Genomic DNA, 17,570 nt, shown 5'->3' with positions numbered 1-17,570 from the left:
GTCAGTACCTCGCCTTGGCCAGCACCCACTCGGGAATCGGCTTGAGCCCTTTGACCAGCCCAAGCGCCGCCATCGCACGCAGTCCATACCAGGTCAGGTCCACTTCCCACCAGCGGAAGCCCTGGCGGACGGTGCCCGGGAAGAAGTGGTGGTTGTTGTGCCAGCCTTCGCCGAAGGTGAGCAGCGCCAGCCAGAGATTGTTGCGGCTGTCATCGCGGGTCTCGAAGCGGCGGCGACCGAAGCGATGGGCCAGCGAATTGATGGTGACCGTGGCGTGGAACAGCACGATGGTGGAGATGAAGAAGCCCCACACCAGCAATTGCGAGCCGGAGGTATGCAAGCCTGGCGCCCAGCGCTCCAACCCGGCGCCCAGTGCATACAGCGCTGCGGCCAGCAGTACCGGCACAGCCGTATCGAAGCGATCCAGCCAGCGCAGCTCCGGGTAGCGCGCTAGGTCGGGCACCCGCGACAGGTCGGTGGCAAAGGCCTCGCGGGTCAGGAACCAGCCCATGTGGCTGCGCCAGAAGCCGCCCTCACGGGGGGAGTGCGGGTCCAGCGGCTGGTCGGCGTGACGGTGGTGGTGGCGATGGTGGGCGGCCCACCACAGCGGCCCGCGCTGTACGCTGGAGGCGCCTATCACCGCGAACACGAACTGCACCGGCCGCGATGCCTGGAAGGTGCGATGCGAGAAGTAGCGGTGGTAGAACGCCGTGATGGCGAACATGCGCACCGCATAGAGTGCTGCAGCCACGATCACCGCTGTCCACGAGATGCCCACCCAGATCACCGCGATGCAGGCCAGGTGCATCAGCGCGAAGGGCACGGCGCGCACCCAGTCGATCCGCCCCGGCCGCTCGTCGGTGGCCTCTGCGGCGTTGCCGGTATCGAACCAGCGCTGCAGCGTGCGCAGCAGGCGCCAGCGTTGACGGGGGAGGGGCGCTACAGAGGCCATGGCGGATCTCGGCGGGTTTCGTGTCTTCCTCTACGCGGCAGAAGGCCCACTGGATGCGGAGCGCGGCAGGAAATTTAGATTTCACCTGGCCGTAACGGTGCAGCGATCTGTCAGCGGCTGCGCCCAGGCCTGCTGCCATTCGCTGGCGGGGCGACCAGCCGCTGCGGCGATGAAGCGCACCGTCACCTGTGGATAGGCACCGCGTTGATCGCGCAGGTTGCTGGTGCCACGGAACTCCAGCAGGCGCTGGTCAGCGCTGGCGTATACCAGCGCAAGGCGTGGCGCGATGCCGCCGTACCAGGTGTCCAGGCTGACCTCGATCGACTGCGCATCGATCCCCTGCCAGCGCTGCGGGCCGATGCGCCTTACCTGCACCGGGAAGTAGCGCTGCCGCGCTGGGACCAGGAAGGGCAGGGTCACACGCTCGCCGCGCATGAGCGCCTGCCAATGCAGGCGCACCGCCGCGTCGAACCCTGCGTCGATGACCGCGCCGGTCGGCAGGTCGAGCTCGCGCTGCACCGGTGGGCTGCCGGCATCCTCCTTCCACGCGATCGAGACCCTGCCGCTGGCGGCCTCGACCTCGGCCTTCTGGCCGCTGCGCCGGTCCTCCAGGGTATAGCCGCGCGCCTGTGGGGCCGCGCTGGCCGGCAGGTGCTTGCGGGCGAAAGGCCGCCCGTCCGCGCATTGGTACAGCACCCAGCGCTCGGCACCCTCGGCCGCATCGCGTCGCCAGTGCACCTCGCGGTAGAGCAGGTCGCCGCGCGACGACGTTGCTACCCCCTCGCTTCGCAGCCAGGGCGCGGCCAGCGCAACATGGGGCAGGCACAGCAGCAGCCAAGCGGTACGCATCGCGTTCATCCGGGAAAGGAGGGCTGAGGTCATACGGCGGGGATGGGCGGTTGGATGCGCCTGCAGCGGCTGCATCCAATCACGGCCCCTGCGCGTAAAGAGGACAGACCTTCACCCGCCCGCCGCGAACGCCGATGTACCCTGACGCCGCCAGCAACCCCCTCAACTTCGATACCGCACGCATCGTGTCCAGTTCCCAGCAGCCGAGCAGCGAGCCGACGAACTGGGCCGGTGACATGGACGGCGTGGCACGGCTTCGTGACCGCGACTGTTTCATGCGGATCTATGATTACTTCATGCCGCGGCTGTGCGTATACCTGCGGGGCCTGGGCGTGCCTGACGCGGTGGCCGAGGAACTGGCGCAGGAGAGCCTGCTGCGGCTATGGCTGCGCGCGGCCGACTTCGATCCCGCGCAGGGTGCGCTGAGCACGTGGCTGTATCGCATCGCCCGTAACCTGCACATTGACCGCATCCGCCGCGAGCGCAGCTGGATGCAGGTGCAGGCAGCCGTCGAGGACGCAGCAACCCTGGATGTGATCGAACGCAGCAGCGCCGAACAGTTTGCCGACCAGGCCCGGCTGCGCCAGCGCATCAACGAACTGCCCGCCGTGCAGGCGCGCTTGGTGCGCATGTCCTATTTCGAGGCCAAGAGCCACAGCGAGATCGCCGAGGCGATCGGCATGCCCTTGGGCACGGTCAAGTCTCATCTGCGGCGCGCGTTCCTGCAGCTGCAGGCCAAAGTGGGAGGTGCGCTGTGAACCCGCGCCACCACCTGCACGAATCGACGTTGATGAGCTATGCCGCAGGCGCGCTGCCCACGCCACTGAGCGTGGTCGTTGGTACGCATCTGGAGCAGTGCCCGCACTGCCGCCAGCGCCTGCGCGAGGCCGAGGCGATCGGCTCGGTGCTGCTCGAGCAGACCCAGCCGCCCGCGCCTGATCCACGCCGCGAACAGCTGCGCGAGGCCATGCTTATGCAGCTGGCTGCGGAAATGCCGATTGCCATGGACCAGGCCGCGCGTCCCGTGCCGAAGGAGCGGCCCGAGGCCGACCCGGACCATCTGCCTGCCTCGCTGCACCCCTACTTCGGGGCATCGCTCAGTGGGTTGCGTTGGCGCTGGATGGCACCCGGCGTGCACTGCATCCGTGCCGAGCAGATGCCTTCGCTGATCATGCTGAGGATCGCCCCGGGCAAATGCCTGCCCATGCACAGCCATGGCCGCAGCGAGCTGACCCAGATCCTGCGCGGTTCCTACAACGATGCGCTGGGGCTGTTCGCACCCGGCGACGTGGCGGACCTGGATGAAGACGTGGAGCATCAGCCGGTGACCGCGCCGGGGGTGCCGTGCATCTGCGTGTCGGCGCTGGATGCACCGCTGGTGTTCAGCGGGTGGCTGGCGCGCAAGATCCAGCGGTTCGTGAAACTCTAGTGCGGCCCTGGCCATGGCTCAGGCACGGACATTGCGGATTCTCCTGACCGGCGCTGCAGGCTTGGTGGGGCAGGGCGTTGCCCTGGCCTGCCAGCGTTCGCCGCAGGTTGCCGGCTTGACCGCGCTGGTGCGGCGCCCGGGCAGCCTGCGCGGACCCGGCAGCGAACGGGTGGTCCCGGACTTCCTGCACATCGACGCGCAGCGTGATGAACTGGCCGGGTACGACGCATGCTTCTATTGTGCCGGTGCGCCACCGGTTGGCACTGCCGAGGCCGAGTACCGGCGCGTGACCCTGGACACCACACTGGCAGTGGCCCGCGCCTGGGCTGCGGTGAATCCGCAGGGGTCCTTCCTGTATGTCTCCGGCGCAGGCGCGGACCCGCAAAGCCGGCTGATGCCGCTGCGGGTGAAGGGCGAGACCGAGCGGGCGTTGCAGGCGCTGCCGCTGCGCGCGGTGATGCTGCGTCCGGGCGGGGTCCGGCCGGTGCCGGGGACAGGTACCCGGCATGCCCTGTTGAAACCCCTGTACTGGGGCGGCGCACCGTTGATGAAACTGGCCGGTGCGCTCGCGCCCTCGCTGATGACCAGCAACCTGGCGCTGGGCATGGCCATGATCGCCCTGGCCGGAAGAGAAAACCCGCCGGCCACGATCGAGTGCGCGGATATCAACCGGATCGCGGCAGGCATGCGCGATGCGTCCGCCTGACCTCAGCGCGGCGCAGCCTCCAGCGCGGTGCGCACTGCCAGCGCAAGGTCACTGCGGGTAAATGGCTTTGGCAGCAGGGCGGCTGCACGCCCCAGCGCGCCAACCGCATCGTGGTCGCGTGGATAGCCTGACGTGAACAGGACCGCGATTGCCGGCCAGCGTTCACGCACCTCACGCACCAGCTCCCAGCCGGACATGCCCGGCATCACCACGTCCGAGAACAGCAGGTCGACCTTGGTGTCCGGCCGTTCCAGCAGCCGCAACGCCGAGGGGCCGTCGTGCGCTTCCAGCACGCGGTAGCCCAGCAGGCGCAGCGCATCGACTGTATGCGCACGGACATCGTCGTTGTCCTCGGCCACCAGCACGGTTTCCTCGCGTGGCGAGTAGCCGGCCAGGCCCGTCTGCGGGACGCGAGCCTCGCAAGGCAGCGCCAGAGGCGAGCGCGGGAACATCATGGTGATGCTGGTACCGCCGCCTTCCACCGAATCGATCAGCACGTGGCCACCGGACTGCTTCACGAAGCCGTGCACCATCGACAGGCCGAGCCCGGTGCCGCGGCCGACCTGCTTGGTGGTGAAGAACGGCTCGAACACGCGCGCCAGGGTGGCCGCGTCCATGCCGTGGCCGTTGTCGCGCACCCGCAGCATCACATACTCGCCGGGGGAAGCATCCGGGAACAATGCGGCGTAGTCGTGGTCGAGGTGGCTGTTGTCGACTTCGATCACCAGGCGGCCGCCGTGCGGCATCGCGTCGCGCGCATTGACCGCCAGGTTCAGCACCGACGCTTCCAGTTGGCTGATGTCGATCTCCACGCACCAGATGTCCTCGGCGGTGCGGATGTCCAGTTGCACCAGTTCGCCCAGCGCCCGCCGCAGCATGTCCTGCATGTCCAGCAGGCACTCGTTGAGGTTGGCTGCCTGGCTGTGCAGCGGCTGGCGCCGGGCAAAGGCGAGCAGGCGCTGGGTGAGGCTGGCGGCACGGCCAACCCCCTTCAGGGCATTGTCCAGGGCACGGCTGGCCATCGCGCCGGCTTCGCCGGCCCGTTCGCTGAGCAGCATGGCGTGCTCGATGTTGCCCGAGATCACCGTCAGGATGTTGTTGAAATCATGCGCGATGCCGCCGGTGAGCTGGCCGACCGCCTCGATCTTCTGCGACTGGCGAAGCGCATGCTCGGCCTGCCGCCGCGCAGTAGTTTCCACCGCCTCCGATACCACGGCAGTGGCCACGCCGTCGGCGTCCAGCAGCGGGCGCAGCGAGACGTCGAAGCTGCGCCGGCCGGTGGGCAGTTCCAGCTCGAGGGAATGCAGCGAGTTGCGACCCTGCGCCGCCGCGGCGACGGCCTGGTCAACCACCGCGCCGACGCCGTCGGTGTTGGCGAACCACAGGGATTCGCCGAAGCGCTGGCCGACAATGTCCTTCTTGTCCGCGAGCACGGCGGCCAATGAAGCGTCATTGGCATCGACCACGCGCCCGGACAGATCCAGCAGCACCTGATGCTGGAAGCTGGATTCAAAGATTGCCTGCAGCCGCCGTTTGCTGGCCCGCAGTTCGGCGGTGCGCGCCTGCACCTGCTGCTCCAGGGCCTGGTTGTCCTCACGCAGGGCCAGTTCGGCCTGCTTCAACACCGATACGTCGCTGCCCATGCAGATGTAGCCGGCCACGCTGCCATCGGCGGCATGCTCCGGCACGCAGTCCATCTGCACGAATCGTGACTGGCCGCTGCGATGCACGAGCTCGACCTGGAAGCTGGTACGCTCGCCCTGCAGCACGCGTTCCAGGCTGGGGAGGGCACGTTCGAAGGCGCTGATGCCGCTGACATCGCGGGCAAGGCGTCCCAGCAATTCGGCCTGGCTCACGCCATGCCAATCCAGGAACGCCTTGTTCGCGAAGCGGTAGCGGTGGTCCTTGTCGAGCCGGGCGATCAGCGCCGGAACGGCGTCGGTCACCTGCTGCAGCTGCGCCTGGCTCTCATTGAGCGCAGCCTGCGCCTGCACCAGCTGGTTGCGCTCGTGGGCTTCCTGCCGCGCGCGACGGATGGCATCCGGCAAGCGCTGCAGGCGCTGCTTCACCACATAGTCGCGTGCGCCGCGGGTCAAGGCCTGCACGGCCAGCTCTTCGGTCAGGGTGCCGGAGACGAAGATGAAAGGCGTGTGCGGGATGCGCTCGCGCGCCAGCGCAAGGGCGGCATCGCCATCGAATCCAGGCAGTACGTGGTCGGCCAGGATGATGTCGAAGGGGCGATTGTCGATCGCCTCGATGAACGCATTGCGGGTCCACAGCCGCTCGGCCTCGAAGTCGAGGCCTGCGCGCTGCAGCTGTGCGCTGATCAGCTCCGCGTCAAGCGCGCTGTCCTCCAGCATGAGGATGCGCAGGCGCTCACTGCGGCGCGATCCATCACGCATGGTGCTGCCCCGAACCGTTGGGCCGGTGCGGCGGTGGCTGGTTGGTGATGCCCCAGAACATGCCCAGCCCCTGGATGGCATCGAAGAATTCCTTGAAATCGACCGGCTTGACCACGAATGCATTGACGCCCAGTTCGTAGCTCCGCACCAGGTCCTGCTCCTCGCGCGAGGAGGTCAGCATCACGATCGGGGTGCTGCTCAGCTGCGCGTCTCCACGGACCTGTTCGAGCACTTCCAGGCCATTGACCTTGGGCAGCTTCAGGTCCAGCAGCACCACGACCGGGCCACCGTGCATGGCGCCGGCGAACTTGCCTTCGCAGCGCAGGTAGTCCAGCGCCTCGGCGCCATCGCGCACGTGGATGACGTCGTTCAGCAGCTGGCAGCGTGACAACGCGGCCATCGTCAGCTCGGCGTCTTTGGGGCTGTCCTCGACCAGGAGGATCGGCCGCAGGTCCCTCATGGGTGATCTCCTGTGGAACGGGGTAGGGTGAAATGGATCGTGGCGCCCTTGCCGGGTTCGCCCTCGGCCCAGGTGCGGCCGCCGTGGCGGCCGATGATGCGGCGCACATTGGCCAGGCCGATGCCGGTGCCTTCGAATTCCTCGACGTGATGCAGGCGCTGGAACACGCCGAACAGCTTGTCCACGTAGCGCATGTCGAAGCCGCAGCCGTTGTCGCGCACGAAGAAATGGTCTTCGTCGTCGTTGCGTTCGTGGCCGACCTCGATAACCGCCTGCTCGCGCTCGCGGGTGAACTTGATCGCGTTGCCCAGCAGGTTCTGCCAGACCAGGCGCAGCATGGTCGGATCGGCCTCGACTTCCGGCAGCGGCGCCAGCGTCCACTGCACCTCGCGGCCGGCATAGTCCAGGGCCAACGTCCTGCGTACGTCCTCGGCCAGCGCAGCCATGTCCAGTCGCACCCGGCCCACCGTCGAGCGGCCCATCTGCGAGAAGCTGAGCAGGTCATCTACCAACGTGCCGGCAGATTTCGCCGATTCCACGATGGTGTCGAGGAAGCGACGTTCGGTGTCGTTGAGGCGCTCGCCCGCAGAGCTGCCCAGCAGCTCCGAGTAGCCGACGATGTGGCGGAAGGGAGCGCGCAGGTCGTGGCTGACCGAATAGGAGAACGCTTCCAGTTCCTTGTTGCTGCGCACCAGCTGTTCGTTCAGCTCCGCCATTTCCTCGGCCTTGCGCAGCACGATGTCGACAATGGCGGTGCGCATTTCGTGCGCGGCATCGCAGTCGGCATCACTCCAGGGCAGGCTGCGCTGCTGCACGGTCTCCTTCCACGCCTCGAACGAGTTGCGCGGCGACAGGGCCATGCCGGGCGCATCGGTCTTGCGCGGGTCGCCCCCCCAGCGCACGGTGCGCACGACCTCCGGCCGGAACCACATCAGGTAGCTGTGATGGAGCTGCGAGATCGACACCGCCAGCAGGCCACTGGCCACGTCGGTCAGGTGCGCGGCAGGCGACCAGTCGGCGGCGAGATGATCGGTGCAGTACATTTCCTGCCCGGCGTGCTGGTTGGCCAGCCAGTCGGCCAGGGCCAGCACCTCGCTGGGGGGCGGGCACTGCCCCACGCGCATGCAGTCCCCCTTGTGCACGATGGCCGCGCCGGCCGCGCCGGTTAGGGACAGCAGGCTGGCCTCATCGTGGCGCAGCGCCGCCATGAACTCTTCGTCCCCGGCCATGCGTGCCAGCAGCTTGACCAGCACCGAGCGACGGGCCACGCGTTCCTCGATCGCGCGCGCGCGCTCCTTCAGCGCGATCTGCAGCGACAGGATCTGGCCCATGAACTCACAGGCCGTACGCACGTGGTACGGCAGGCGGCGCGGCCGCACCGCGTGGCAGGACACCAGGCCCCACAGCCGCCCTTCGTGCACCAGCGACACCGACATTGATGCCCCGGTGCCCATGTTGCGCATGTACTGCAGGTGCACCGGCGAGACGCTGCGCAGCACGGCCAGGCTCAGGTCGGTGGGCGGCGCGTCGCGATGCGCTTCCGCGCGCAACAGCGGCGCAGGGGTGTAATCGCTGTCCGCAATCAGGCGCACCCGGTTGCGGCGGTACAGCTCACGCGCCTGGGCGGGGATGTCCGATTCGGGGAAGCGCAGGTCCAGATAGGAGGGCAGCAGGCCGTTGCCGTCCTCGGCCACCACCGTGCCATTCCAGCCTGCATCGAACTGGTAGACCAGGGTGCGGTCGAAGCCGGTGAGGCGTCGCACATGCGCGGCGGCCAGCCTGCACAGGTCTTCCACCGTCGTGGCGGTCTCGATGCCGGACATCAGCTCGCGGATCGCCGGGTACAGCTCTTCCAGCGAACCGGGCTGGCCCGGAACCGGCGCCTCCAGTTCAACCAGAAGGTCGGTTGCAGACCGGTGCACGAGCAGCTGGTGGCGGCCATGGCCATCCAGATGCACCGCGCCCACGTGTGCGCTGCTGCCGACCGTGGCCTGCTGCAACACCGCCTGGAACGGCGCCAGCACGCCACCCAGCACCTCGGCGACGTGTTGCATCAATGGCTCGCCGAACTGCTGCAGCAGGGCGGGGTGGCTGATGGCGCGCTCACGCACCTGCAGCGAGTGCGGTTCCACCACCAGAAGCACACCGTACGGCTGGATCGCGCCGGGGGTATGGATCGGTTCGCGCGCGCAACGCGACAGGGCAGCGTCGTGCGTGGGCTCAGCAGAAGGCATCAAGGGCGGGACTCATGATTCGTGAAGGGCAGGAACGACCCAGCGGTGTATCCGGTAACCATGGATGGTGAAGCAAAAGAGCGTATCCGCCTACCTCCCTGTGCATGTGGCGTGTCCTCCATCTGAAACTGAATTCTTCATACAAGCAGCGATGCGCATGCGGCAGGCGTCTCTGCCGGCTTCGCGGCCAGTGCATCTGCGCTGCACGCCGGCTCGACAGCGGCTGCCCTAGGGTGGCTCGACTTCCGTCGGATACCACGCCCGTGAACCTGCAGACCCTGCCTTCTACGCCGTACCGCATGCTGGCTGACAGTTGCCAGTTCGAACTGCTGGATGTGGATGCACTGCAGGACCCCGCCAGTGGCCGGTTGCTGCACCTGTATTCGCTGGTGGCCCGTTGCCTGTCCTGCGAGACGGTGTTCAAGGCCGAAGAAGGACAAGGCCTGGTCAGCCATTCGTCGGCACGTGTGGTGCGTTGTCCCACCGGCTGCGGGCAGCAGGCGTTCAAGCCGGCACTGTTGAGGAACTGGCGCCCACAGGTCGTGGCCCAGGCGTAAGCGATGCGGCGCGCTATCACAGCAGCCCGGGGTTGGCACGCCAGACTGCGAAGTTGAGCGCCGAGGCGAAGCAAATCCAGGCCAGATAGGGCAGCAGCAGTACGGCTGCCATCGTGCGGACGCGCACGAACGCGAGCATCGTCGCGCACACCAGCGCCACCAGCACCAGGATGTCGGCGAAGGCGAGGGCGCCCAGCTTCCAGCCGAAGAACAGCCAGCTCCACAGTGCATTGATGGCGAGCTGCACCAGATAGAGCCACAGCGCAGGCCGCGCGCCGCGCCAGCCGCGCTCCCGCCAGACCAGCCACGCCGCAATCGCCATCATGGCGTACAGCAGGGTCCATGCCGGGCCAAACACACCGGCAGGCGGCGCCCATGCAGGCAGGACGAGGGTGGCATAGAAGCTGGCGGCGGACGTCGAGGCCCACGCGCCCAGTGCGGCGGCAGCGAAGGTGATCGCCACCCATCCCAGAAGGCCATAGGCCTGTGTGCGCTTGTTCATTGCGTGCAACTCGTCAATTGGGGCGTCGGTGTATACGCACCGGGGCCGGCAATGGATGCAGACGGTTGCCTTCAGGGCAACGAGCCTGCAGCACCCGTGCCCTGGCCCGCTGGCAGCAGCGAAGGCTGCTGGTCAAACCACTCGCGTGCCTTGGCCAGATGCCATTGGCGCTGGTCGCCGTCCAGCTCGATGCCCGCACCCAGCAGCCCCCACCGTAGATAGAGATCACCGCGCTTGCGCTGTTCCAGCAGATCCAGCCGCGCGCGTACCGACAGGCGGTCGTTCTCGGCCTGCAGGCCATCGATGACCAGATGGCCAGGGCGCCAGCGCAGCGTCGCCTGCGCCTGTACCTGTCCGGAATCCAGCAGGGACAAGGTCCAGCGCGGGTAGTCGGTGCGCTCTGCGAACAGCGCCAGCAACGGTCGCGCATCGCTGAGATCGAGGTCCGTGGTGGCATCCACCTGGAACGGCGACTGCGCATCGATGCGCCCACGCCTGAAGTCCACGCGGCCTTTCCATGCCGTCGAGCCCTGCGTGCCCGCCACCTGCACGTTGCGTAGCTCGACCGTGGTGCCGGACAGATCGAAATGACGCTGGTTGAAGTCTCCCCGGCGCAGTGTTGCGTTCACGTCGATATCGCCGCCCATGTCCAGCCCTGCCACCTTTGCACTGGCGTTGCGCCCCAACAGCCGGGCCGTGCCATGGCCGACGCGCCCGTCGGTATCGAGGGTCGCATCACCACTCACGGTGCCGGTGCCACGGAGCAGTCGCACCTGGGGCGAACCCAGGTAGCGGTTGTAGGCGGTCAGATCAGGGATGGTGGCTTCACTGAAGCGCAGCTGCGCGCGGACGCCTTTGCGCAGTTCCTGCAGGCGGCCATCGCCGGTCAGGTCCAGGGCCAGATCCCGGCCGTCGAACAGGCGTACGTCCTTGGCATCGCCTGGCCGCGCGGTGAAGCGGGGCAACCGGACGGCCAGCCGCGCCTGGCTGGGCGTGCCGGCCTTCAGTTCGCCGTGGGCACTGGCCGTGCCCGCCAAGCGCACACCCGCCACCTCGGCCACGGCTTCGGCTGCAGGAATGTCCACGGTGCTGCCTTCGGTCAGCTCGCCGTTGCGAAGGCGCAGGTCCGCCTTCAGCGTGCCGCCGCCATCCAGCTGCAGCCACGGCTTGCGCACGAACAGGGCAGGGATCCAGTTGAGCGAGGTGAACGTCCATTCGCCGCGCACTGTGCCAGAACTGCGTTCCAGCAGCTGTGCGGGCTGTTGGAAGGGAATGTCCCGGCCACTGATATGCAGATCGGCATCCACCTCGCTGCCTGAACCGGACTTTTGCGGCAAGCGGGCCTGCAGGCGCAGGTCCTTGGCCACATTGAGTTGCAGCGCCAGCATGCCGCGATCGGGGGCGCCGTCGCCCAGGTAGAGCGGCACCTGCCACAGCGCGTGGTCGCCGGGCTGCAGTTGGCCATCGATCAGGTGGAGTGCGGCCTGCAGCCGTCCGGGCACTGGTGCGCTGGAGATCTTCGGCGTTGTGGCATTGGTGTCCATGCGCAGGCCCTGGCTGCGGGCATCGACCTCGAGCTGGGCATGCAGCAGCTTCAACTTGGCCAGGCCGGGCGCCTGGTCCCGATAATGGCGCGGATAGCTGAAGCGCGCGGTGAGATCCATGTCGCCCAACAGCTGCACGCCGTCAAAACTGGTGTCCGCATCGCTGAATGCAACCTCGGATTCGAACAGTTCCGACGGCCCGCCGCGCAGCTGCTTGAGGAAGCCCACCGTGCCCTGGCCCTGGCCGATGATCAGCAGCCTGCCGAAACGTGCGCTGCGGATACTATCGCTGTGGATGGCGTCGAAGCGCAGGGTCCAGCCCCGGTCGCTGCGCGGCGGTGGCGGGATGGCCTCTTCCACGCGGCTGATCTCGGCCGAAACCCCGGTGGCCTGCAGCCGGGGCACCCGCACCTCGCGCTGGAACAGGGGCAGCACCGCCAGACGAGCGCTGGCGCGGTCGGCGTGCAGCACGTAGACCGTGTGGTTCACATGGCCGCGCATGTGCACGTTCCAGGCGATGACATGGCCTGGCAGCACGGTAATGGCCGGCCCAGTGGTCATCACGAACTTGTGCGGCTTGCGGTTGGTGACCTGGTCAAACAGCGGTGTGTTGAGGAAGATGTTGCCGGCCAGCAGGTACAGCAGGTAGATGCCCAGCAGGACGCAGGCAGGAACACGCCACCGTCGAAGCCGGTGCGGGATGTGCGCGGAAACAGGGGACATCTACTGCTCTGAAGGCCGGAATATCTGCAACTATTGCCGAGCCGATGGCGGTGGCGCGTGAAGCAGCTACGGAGCAGGCGTTGGATTCTGGTAGTGTTCGGCCTGGTCACCACCACAGATCTGCAGGAGTCGCATGGATATCCGGCCCGCCCGTGCAGGCGATTTCGACGTGATGTGGGGCATGTTCGAGCAAGCCATTGCGACGCAGGATGCGCTGCCCTTTGCTGGCTCTTTCGCCGTCGAGACGTTTCGCGCGCATTGGTTCCAGGCCCAGGCACCTCATGTAGCTGTGCTGGAGGGCCGGGTTGTGGGCACGTACAAGATGGGCCCGAATTTCCCTGACCTTGGGGCGCATGTGGCCAGCGCCACGTATGTGGTCGACGCCGCGACACAGGGGCGGGGCGTGGGCCGAGCCCTGGTGGAACACAGCCTGGAGCGGGCGAGGGCGGAAGGGTTCCTGGCCATGCAGTTCAATTACGTGGTCAGCACCAACGGCCCGGCGGTGGCGCTGTACCGGAAGCTGGGGTTTGCGGTGGTTGGAACGCTGCCAGAGGCCTTCCGGCATGGCAGGCGCGGGTTGGTCGATGTCTTCGTGATGCACAGGTTCCTGTAGTGCCGTCGCCAGGTCGGCCGCATCAATCAGCATTCTTCGGGAGTGTGATGACGAATGAGGTGCGGCCATCACGCCATCGTCCATGGACAGTGCCGCGGTGCGCGTGGCAGATTTCCCGCACCAGAAACAGGCCGAGGCCAAGGCTCGCGTGTTCTCCCTGTGACGCGTTGTGCGAGCCTCGGCGCAAGGGATCGAACAGGCTGTTGAACGCTTCGTCCGACAGTTCGGCCCCCGTGTTGCTCACCGTGATCAGGATCTGGTCGGCGAGGCCCTCAAGGCTGATCCGCACATCGGTGCCGTGTTCGCCGTACTTTGCGGCGTTGGTCGTGAGGTTGTGAACCGCCTCGCGCAACGAAGAGGCATCGAAGCAACCGCGGGCATCGCCTTCAACCTCATACGTGATAGGGACGTGGGGCAGGGCAGCGCGAAGCAATTCGACTTCCTCGCCAAGCGATTGGGCAAGATCGCAGTCCACCGGATGAATGGCCATCCCATCGCCCAGCTTGCTGCGGCTGTAAGCCAGCAGGTCGTCCAGCAGCTTTTTCATGCGCATGCTGCCGTTGATGATCCGCTCGGCCTGCTTGGCCAAAGCTGGGTCCTGCAGCCCACTGGCCAGGGTGTCTGCCGAGAAGATGATCGCTGCCAAGGGGCCTCGGAGATCATGCCCGAGCGCCGCGAGGAAGATCTGCCGCCAGGATTCGACCTCGGCAGAGAACTGAGCAAGGGATTCGGCCACCGCCTGGTCGATGGCCTCATTGAAACGAAGGATGTCATCGATCGATGAAGTGACCAGCCGCTGGTCGGATGCCCATCGCCGAAGTACCGAAGCCCGAAGCGCTCGATACTCAGCCACCATCTGGTTGAGGCCAAAGCCGGCGATGGCGCGGGTTCGGCCATGATAGGACGCGGCGGACTCGGGACCGGGTTTCAACGGTGCAAGCCCGTGGGACTTTGCGAGCTGCTGGGAGTCTGTCTGCGGCGATCTGAGATCGTCTATGACCGCCTGAAGAATCTGGGGAAGATGATTCCGAAGTTGCTTTGCGCTGAACTCGACGGTATCGGGTGCCTGCGTTTCGGCGAATGCCACCGCGTCGTCGAGGATTTCCCGCGCATTCTGTTCGATAAAATCAGCCAGGCGCATCGCCAAACCCGTCCTGAAGTGGTGCGCCGAGCCTACACGACGGCGTTTGGATACGGGGTGAGAAAGGCTCGGCCTGTGGGGCGCGGTTCTGCCGGTGTTGGGGCGCCCATTTGAAGGGGGAGCCTGCAGCGCGGGTTGGGCCCGGGCGGCGGTCGCCCGGGCCAGTCTGGCGAGAACATAATATACATTATGCGAAAAGCTGTATCGGGCGTGATCCGGTTCGTCGGCTCGATCTGGCAATGGCTGCGGCTCTGGCTTGGCTCTTGCCTCCCTGTTGGCTCCCCCGACAAGGATGAGATCGCAGCATGAGCAAGATGGATCCCCATGATCGCATTGACCTAACCGGCCCTTGGGCCGGTTTCGGATTCCAAGGTGGACACATGTTCACCCCCGAAGGCCATCAGCTTGAGCCATGCGACATGGCCTGGTGGTCCCTGACCTGCAACATTGCGCGCGAATGGCGGCTGATGATGGCTGAGGCGTCTCCCCGAGCCGCAGCTGCCCGGAAGGCGTCAACTGCGGCGAAATCTAGTGTCATCTACCTAGCCGAAGCCCTCAGAATTCGCCGAGAACGGCAGTTCGGCGTGGGCGCGCTCGGTTCCGACGCCGGGGCATCCAATGTTCGAACGAGGCGATCTTTCCGTCAGATGTCGACAACGATCATGATGTCAGCGATTGACGTCGACCACGATGCGCCAGGTTTGCTCAGCAATCCGTGCCGCAGCTCGCCGTGTTTTTGCCGTGTCGCTTGGCTTCATACAGTGCCTGGTCCGCTCTTGCGAGCCACTCTTCAGCACTGGTCGTCGTGGGCGCGGCGGCAATGCCGATGCTCACGCTCAGGTCCAGCATTGTGGCATCACTGCCCGTATCAGCGTGGAGCAGGCTCCTGATCTTCTCTGCCAGCAGCATGGCCTCAGCCGGCGTCTGCCCAGCGAGCAGAAGCGCGAACTCATCTCCGCCCAGGCGTCCCGGTGTGTCGCCAGGGCGTGACACGCTGCGCAGGACCGCGGCGATACGACGCAGTGCTTCATCGCCAGTGCGATGGCCCAAGGTATCGTTGATGCGCTTGAAATCATCCACGTCCAGCATCAGCAGGCAATCCCTGCGGCCCAGAGCGCGCCCCGCTTCGATCATCTGCTGAGCGCGGTGCATGAGATAGCCGCGATTGGCCAGTTCCACCAGTGGATCCATTCGGCTGAGTCGCTGCAACTGCCGATTCTGTGACCTGACCCGGCGCGCAAGACGCCAACTCAGTGCACTCAATCCGATCCCGTAGACAAACAGGAACGGAAGGCTGAGCAGGAATGTTCGGGAAGAAGTGGCCGGCTGCCAGGGCGTGCCCATAGCAAGCCATGCAGCAAGGAAACCGAGCAGAAGCGCAGCCGTGGCCTTCAGCGCCAGCCGTGTACCGCCGGCCGCGATCTTGTCTGCCACCAGCAGCGCAGCGAAGAGCGCGCTGGGCACAGCGCTGACAGCCATGAAGGCGATCCATGCCCCGCCCAGCAGCGAGTCGACAACCATGCAACGGAATTGCACGACAGCGGGCCGGGCGGCGTGCCGTGTCAGCAGCTGTGCAATGGCCGGCCAGACCAGCGCATTGACCAGAAGAAACACGCATGCCGACCTGCCCATGCCGCGCTCCAGACCCACCGATGCAATGGGCAGCGCAGCAAGCGAGGCGCCCACGAAGCGCATCCACCCAATCCGGCGGGCAGCCCCCAGGCCCTCAACCGCAACCTCGTCCGAATCAGTGAAGAATGGCATCGCTTCCCTCACCCGTGTCCATGATGTCCCCAGGCGCCCTTTGCTCCTGCGCAGTCTGTCCCTTTGCTGTCAACGGCAGGTCAACGCAGGCTGCGGCGGCTTGTATCGCTCCCGCCCGAGGTGACAGCGCCCGACCTCAGCGACCCCTCAATCTCGCCGGTGCAGTGCGATACGGACAAACCGCGGCGTTCCTCCAGCCAGGCGGACAGCATGGGCAGCGGCATCGGTGGCGCGAAGAAGTAGCCCTGGAAAGATTCGCAGCCCAGCGAGATCAACAGGTCGCGTTGCTCCGCCGTCTCGACCCCTTCCGCCAGCGCGCTCATGTCCATCACCTGGGAGATCTCAACAATCTTGCCCAGCAGACGTTGAGCACTCTCCTGGGTGGCGACCTCCTGCACGAACTGCCTGTCGATCTTCAGCTTGCGAATGGGCAGGGTCCGCAGTGTGGACAGGGACGAATAGCCCGTGCCGAAATCATCCAGTGCCCAGGTCACGCCCAGTGCCTCAAGATCAAGCATTCGGTCGATCATCTCTGCCGTATCAGTGGATAGTGCGGATTCGGTGAGTTCCAGTTCCAGCAAGGCTGGGTTGATTCCGCTTTGATTGACCAGCTTGGCTACCGAGGGGACGAATGCCTCACCCAAGAGTTGAACCGGACTGATGTTTACGGCCACCCGCATGCCACGCGTATGGACGTGCCCGGACCATCCATCGAGCAGTTCGCAGGCCTGTCGAAGTACCTCCAGCCCTATCTCGTTGATCAATGCGCTTTCTTCGGCCAGCGGTATGAACGAGTCTGGCGATAACAGGCCCGCCGACGGATGCCGCCAGCGAACCAGTGCTTCAACGCCGATCACGTCGGCGTCGACATGCACCTGTGGCTGGTAGTGAACCTCTATCTCGCCGTTGCGCACTGCGCGTCCGAGCTCACGCTCCAGGCGCAGGCGCTTGCCGATATCCAGTCGGTAGATGCCGAAGATCGCCGCCAGAAGCACCATGGAGATCGCTGTGTTGAAGCGTGCGCCCCAGTGGCGAACCTCTACTGGCGGTGAGATGCCAGGTGCAATTCGATCGAGTGCCCCCAGCGCAAACGCTGCAAACATTGCCAGGCAAAGCAACGGAAAGACCAGGGAGCCATAGCGTTCGCGCGCTTCGAATGTGAAAGCAGCACCTGCGGCCAAGGGCAGAAGGAACAGGTGAACCGAACGTGGCACGCCTGCAATGGGCGCATCAATGGCCGCAATCGCACACACAGCTGCCAGCACTCCGTGGGCGACGATCAGAATTGATGTGCCGTCACTGCGCTTGCTTCGTAGCAGCGCGAGGATGCCGACGGCTATCAAGCCAACAAACACAATGGATAGTTCGGCCCGACCGAAGTACAGGTAACAGGATGTCCAGGCCAGGCCCAGGCAGATGCAGGAGATTCCTGCGAGGGACAGTATGGCCGACACCTTGTCGCGGCGAGCTGCGCCTTTGAATTTCAGGACCCCAAGCCCAGCGTGTACCGCGCCATCCCTCATCACCAGAGGCTCCTCTGACTGCCCATCCACTAGCCTGAATCCGCCCGTGCTTGGCAATGGCAGCTCAGCCTTTGGAGGGCGTCACGTGCTGGAGCGAGGCGGCATGCCGGAGAATATCAAAGCAACGCAGGACACCCAAATGTCGGTTATTTGGCGCATGCCGCAGCATGT

At 66.0% G+C, this 17,570-nt stretch carries 15 protein-coding genes and 1 pseudogene; 6 read left to right on the top strand and 10 right to left on the bottom strand.

The window, feature by feature from the left end:
• Position 1: 1 nt before the first annotated feature.
• A complete protein-coding gene (locus tag AC5P8F_RS14050) occupies positions 2–952 on the bottom strand; it encodes an acyl-CoA desaturase (RefSeq protein WP_049439853.1) in 951 nt (316 codons plus the stop codon).
• 81 nt (positions 953–1,033) lie between these two features.
• A complete protein-coding gene (locus AC5P8F_RS14045; RefSeq protein ID WP_049439851.1) occupies positions 1,034–1,801 on the bottom strand; it encodes a hypothetical protein in 768 nt (255 codons plus the stop codon).
• Between the two features lie 134 nt (positions 1,802–1,935).
• Here AC5P8F_RS14045 and AC5P8F_RS14040 point away from each other — a divergent pair, with 134 nt between their 5' ends.
• The 3 genes from AC5P8F_RS14040 to AC5P8F_RS14030 are packed head-to-tail and all read left to right on the top strand — an operon-like array spanning position 1,936 to position 3,936.
• Positions 1,936–2,559 (top strand): sigma-70 family RNA polymerase sigma factor, encoded by a 624-nt coding sequence (locus AC5P8F_RS14040; protein WP_014647131.1) that lies wholly within the window; start codon positions 1,936–1,938, stop codon positions 2,557–2,559.
• Positions 2,556–3,230 carry a ChrR family anti-sigma-E factor gene (locus AC5P8F_RS14035; RefSeq protein WP_495228408.1) on the top strand — a complete coding sequence of 225 codons (675 nt, stop codon included), beginning with the start codon at positions 2,556–2,558 and terminating at the stop codon, positions 3,228–3,230. The genes AC5P8F_RS14040 and AC5P8F_RS14035 overlap by 4 nt, the downstream gene beginning before the upstream one ends.
• A gap of 13 nt (positions 3,231–3,243) precedes the next feature.
• Positions 3,244–3,936 (top strand): Rossmann-fold NAD(P)-binding domain-containing protein, encoded by a 693-nt coding sequence (locus AC5P8F_RS14030; RefSeq protein WP_032961090.1) that lies wholly within the window; start codon positions 3,244–3,246, stop codon positions 3,934–3,936.
• A 2-nt stretch (positions 3,937–3,938) separates the two neighbouring features.
• Here the strand turns inward: AC5P8F_RS14030 and AC5P8F_RS14025 are convergent, their stop codons facing one another.
• Genes AC5P8F_RS14025 through AC5P8F_RS14015 form a run of 3 tightly spaced genes read right to left on the bottom strand, consistent with a single transcriptional unit; the run spans position 3,939 to position 9,032 of the window.
• Positions 3,939–6,338 (bottom strand): response regulator, encoded by a 2,400-nt coding sequence (locus AC5P8F_RS14025; protein WP_262087588.1) that lies wholly within the window; start codon positions 6,336–6,338, stop codon positions 3,939–3,941.
• Positions 6,331–6,798, bottom strand: a complete 468-nt coding sequence (locus tag AC5P8F_RS14020) for a response regulator (RefSeq protein WP_014647135.1) — start codon at positions 6,796–6,798, stop codon at positions 6,331–6,333. Before AC5P8F_RS14020 ends, AC5P8F_RS14025 begins: the two co-directional genes overlap by 8 nt.
• Complete coding sequence (locus AC5P8F_RS14015; protein WP_049439843.1) at positions 6,795–9,032, bottom strand: ATP-binding protein; 2,238 nt, start codon at positions 9,030–9,032, stop codon at positions 6,795–6,797. The genes AC5P8F_RS14020 and AC5P8F_RS14015 overlap by 4 nt, the downstream gene beginning before the upstream one ends.
• Before the next feature lie 263 nt (positions 9,033–9,295).
• On the opposite strand from AC5P8F_RS14015, the gene AC5P8F_RS14010 reads away from it, so the two are divergent.
• Positions 9,296–9,589, top strand: a complete 294-nt coding sequence (locus AC5P8F_RS14010) for a hypothetical protein (protein ID WP_014647137.1) — start codon at positions 9,296–9,298, stop codon at positions 9,587–9,589.
• A 16-nt stretch (positions 9,590–9,605) separates the two neighbouring features.
• Here AC5P8F_RS14010 and AC5P8F_RS14005 read toward each other — a convergent pair whose 3' ends face one another.
• Entirely contained in the window at positions 9,606–10,091 is a 486-nt protein-coding gene (locus AC5P8F_RS14005; RefSeq protein ID WP_049439841.1) for a TspO/MBR family protein, read from the bottom strand.
• Positions 10,092–10,162: 71 nt separating this feature from the next.
• Entirely contained in the window at positions 10,163–12,358 is a 2,196-nt protein-coding gene (locus tag AC5P8F_RS14000) for an AsmA family protein (protein ID WP_495228406.1), read from the bottom strand.
• A 133-nt stretch (positions 12,359–12,491) separates the two neighbouring features.
• On the opposite strand from AC5P8F_RS14000, the gene AC5P8F_RS13995 reads away from it, so the two are divergent.
• A complete protein-coding gene (locus tag AC5P8F_RS13995) occupies positions 12,492–12,971 on the top strand; it encodes a GNAT family N-acetyltransferase (RefSeq protein WP_495228405.1) in 480 nt (159 codons plus the stop codon).
• 22 nt (positions 12,972–12,993) lie between these two features.
• On the opposite strand, the gene AC5P8F_RS13990 is transcribed toward AC5P8F_RS13995, so the two are convergent.
• Positions 12,994–14,112 (bottom strand): ATP-binding protein, encoded by a 1,119-nt coding sequence (locus AC5P8F_RS13990; RefSeq protein WP_445391638.1) that lies wholly within the window; start codon positions 14,110–14,112, stop codon positions 12,994–12,996.
• A 305-nt stretch (positions 14,113–14,417) separates the two neighbouring features.
• On the opposite strand from AC5P8F_RS13990, the pseudogene AC5P8F_RS13985 reads away from it, so the two are divergent.
• A pseudogene (locus AC5P8F_RS13985) lies at positions 14,418–14,582 on the top strand (DUF3653 domain-containing protein); the annotation flags it as partial.
• Between the two features lie 235 nt (positions 14,583–14,817).
• Here the strand turns inward: AC5P8F_RS13985 and AC5P8F_RS13980 are convergent.
• Together AC5P8F_RS13980 and AC5P8F_RS13975 are read right to left on the bottom strand one after the other, a co-directional pair.
• Complete coding sequence (locus tag AC5P8F_RS13980) at positions 14,818–15,807, bottom strand: GGDEF domain-containing protein (RefSeq protein WP_239507146.1); 990 nt, start codon at positions 15,805–15,807, stop codon at positions 14,818–14,820.
• A gap of 149 nt (positions 15,808–15,956) precedes the next feature.
• Positions 15,957–17,399, bottom strand: a complete 1,443-nt coding sequence (locus tag AC5P8F_RS13975; RefSeq protein WP_241886830.1) for an EAL domain-containing protein — start codon at positions 17,397–17,399, stop codon at positions 15,957–15,959.
• Positions 17,400–17,570: the final 171 nt, after the last annotated feature.

It is taken from the genome of Stenotrophomonas sp. YJH_SMC_69 (genome assembly GCF_059370495.1).
This window is presented reverse-complemented; position numbering and strand designations above follow the sequence as displayed.

What these genes read in the sequence shown, in the direction of transcription:
- AC5P8F_RS13975 (WP_241886830.1), bottom strand. Translation starts at nt 17,399, where the DNA reads ATGAGGGATGGCGCGGTACACGCTGGGCTTGGGGTCCTGAAATTCAAA.
- AC5P8F_RS14045 (WP_049439851.1), bottom strand. Translation starts at nt 1,801, where the DNA reads ATGCGTACCGCTTGGCTGCTGCTGTGCCTGCCCCATGTTGCGCTGGCC.
- AC5P8F_RS14040 (WP_014647131.1), top strand. Translation starts at nt 1,936, where the DNA reads ATGTACCCTGACGCCGCCAGCAACCCCCTCAACTTCGATACCGCACGC.
- AC5P8F_RS13995 (WP_495228405.1), top strand. Translation starts at nt 12,492, where the DNA reads ATGGATATCCGGCCCGCCCGTGCAGGCGATTTCGACGTGATGTGGGGC.
- AC5P8F_RS14015 (WP_049439843.1), bottom strand. Translation starts at nt 9,032, where the DNA reads ATGCCTTCTGCTGAGCCCACGCACGACGCTGCCCTGTCGCGTTGCGCG.
- AC5P8F_RS13980 (WP_239507146.1), bottom strand. Translation starts at nt 15,807, where the DNA reads ATGCGCTTCGTGGGCGCCTCGCTTGCTGCGCTGCCCATTGCATCGGTG.
- AC5P8F_RS14000 (WP_495228406.1), bottom strand. Translation starts at nt 12,358, where the DNA reads ATGTCCCCTGTTTCCGCGCACATCCCGCACCGGCTTCGACGGTGGCGT.
- AC5P8F_RS14030 (WP_032961090.1), top strand. Translation starts at nt 3,244, where the DNA reads ATGGCTCAGGCACGGACATTGCGGATTCTCCTGACCGGCGCTGCAGGC.
- AC5P8F_RS14020 (WP_014647135.1), bottom strand. Translation starts at nt 6,798, where the DNA reads ATGAGGGACCTGCGGCCGATCCTCCTGGTCGAGGACAGCCCCAAAGAC.
- AC5P8F_RS14050 (WP_049439853.1), bottom strand. Translation starts at nt 952, where the DNA reads ATGGCCTCTGTAGCGCCCCTCCCCCGTCAACGCTGGCGCCTGCTGCGC.
- AC5P8F_RS14025 (WP_262087588.1), bottom strand. Translation starts at nt 6,338, where the DNA reads ATGCGTGATGGATCGCGCCGCAGTGAGCGCCTGCGCATCCTCATGCTG.
- AC5P8F_RS14005 (WP_049439841.1), bottom strand. Translation starts at nt 10,091, where the DNA reads ATGAACAAGCGCACACAGGCCTATGGCCTTCTGGGATGGGTGGCGATC.
- AC5P8F_RS13990 (WP_445391638.1), bottom strand. Translation starts at nt 14,112, where the DNA reads ATGCGCCTGGCTGATTTTATCGAACAGAATGCGCGGGAAATCCTCGAC.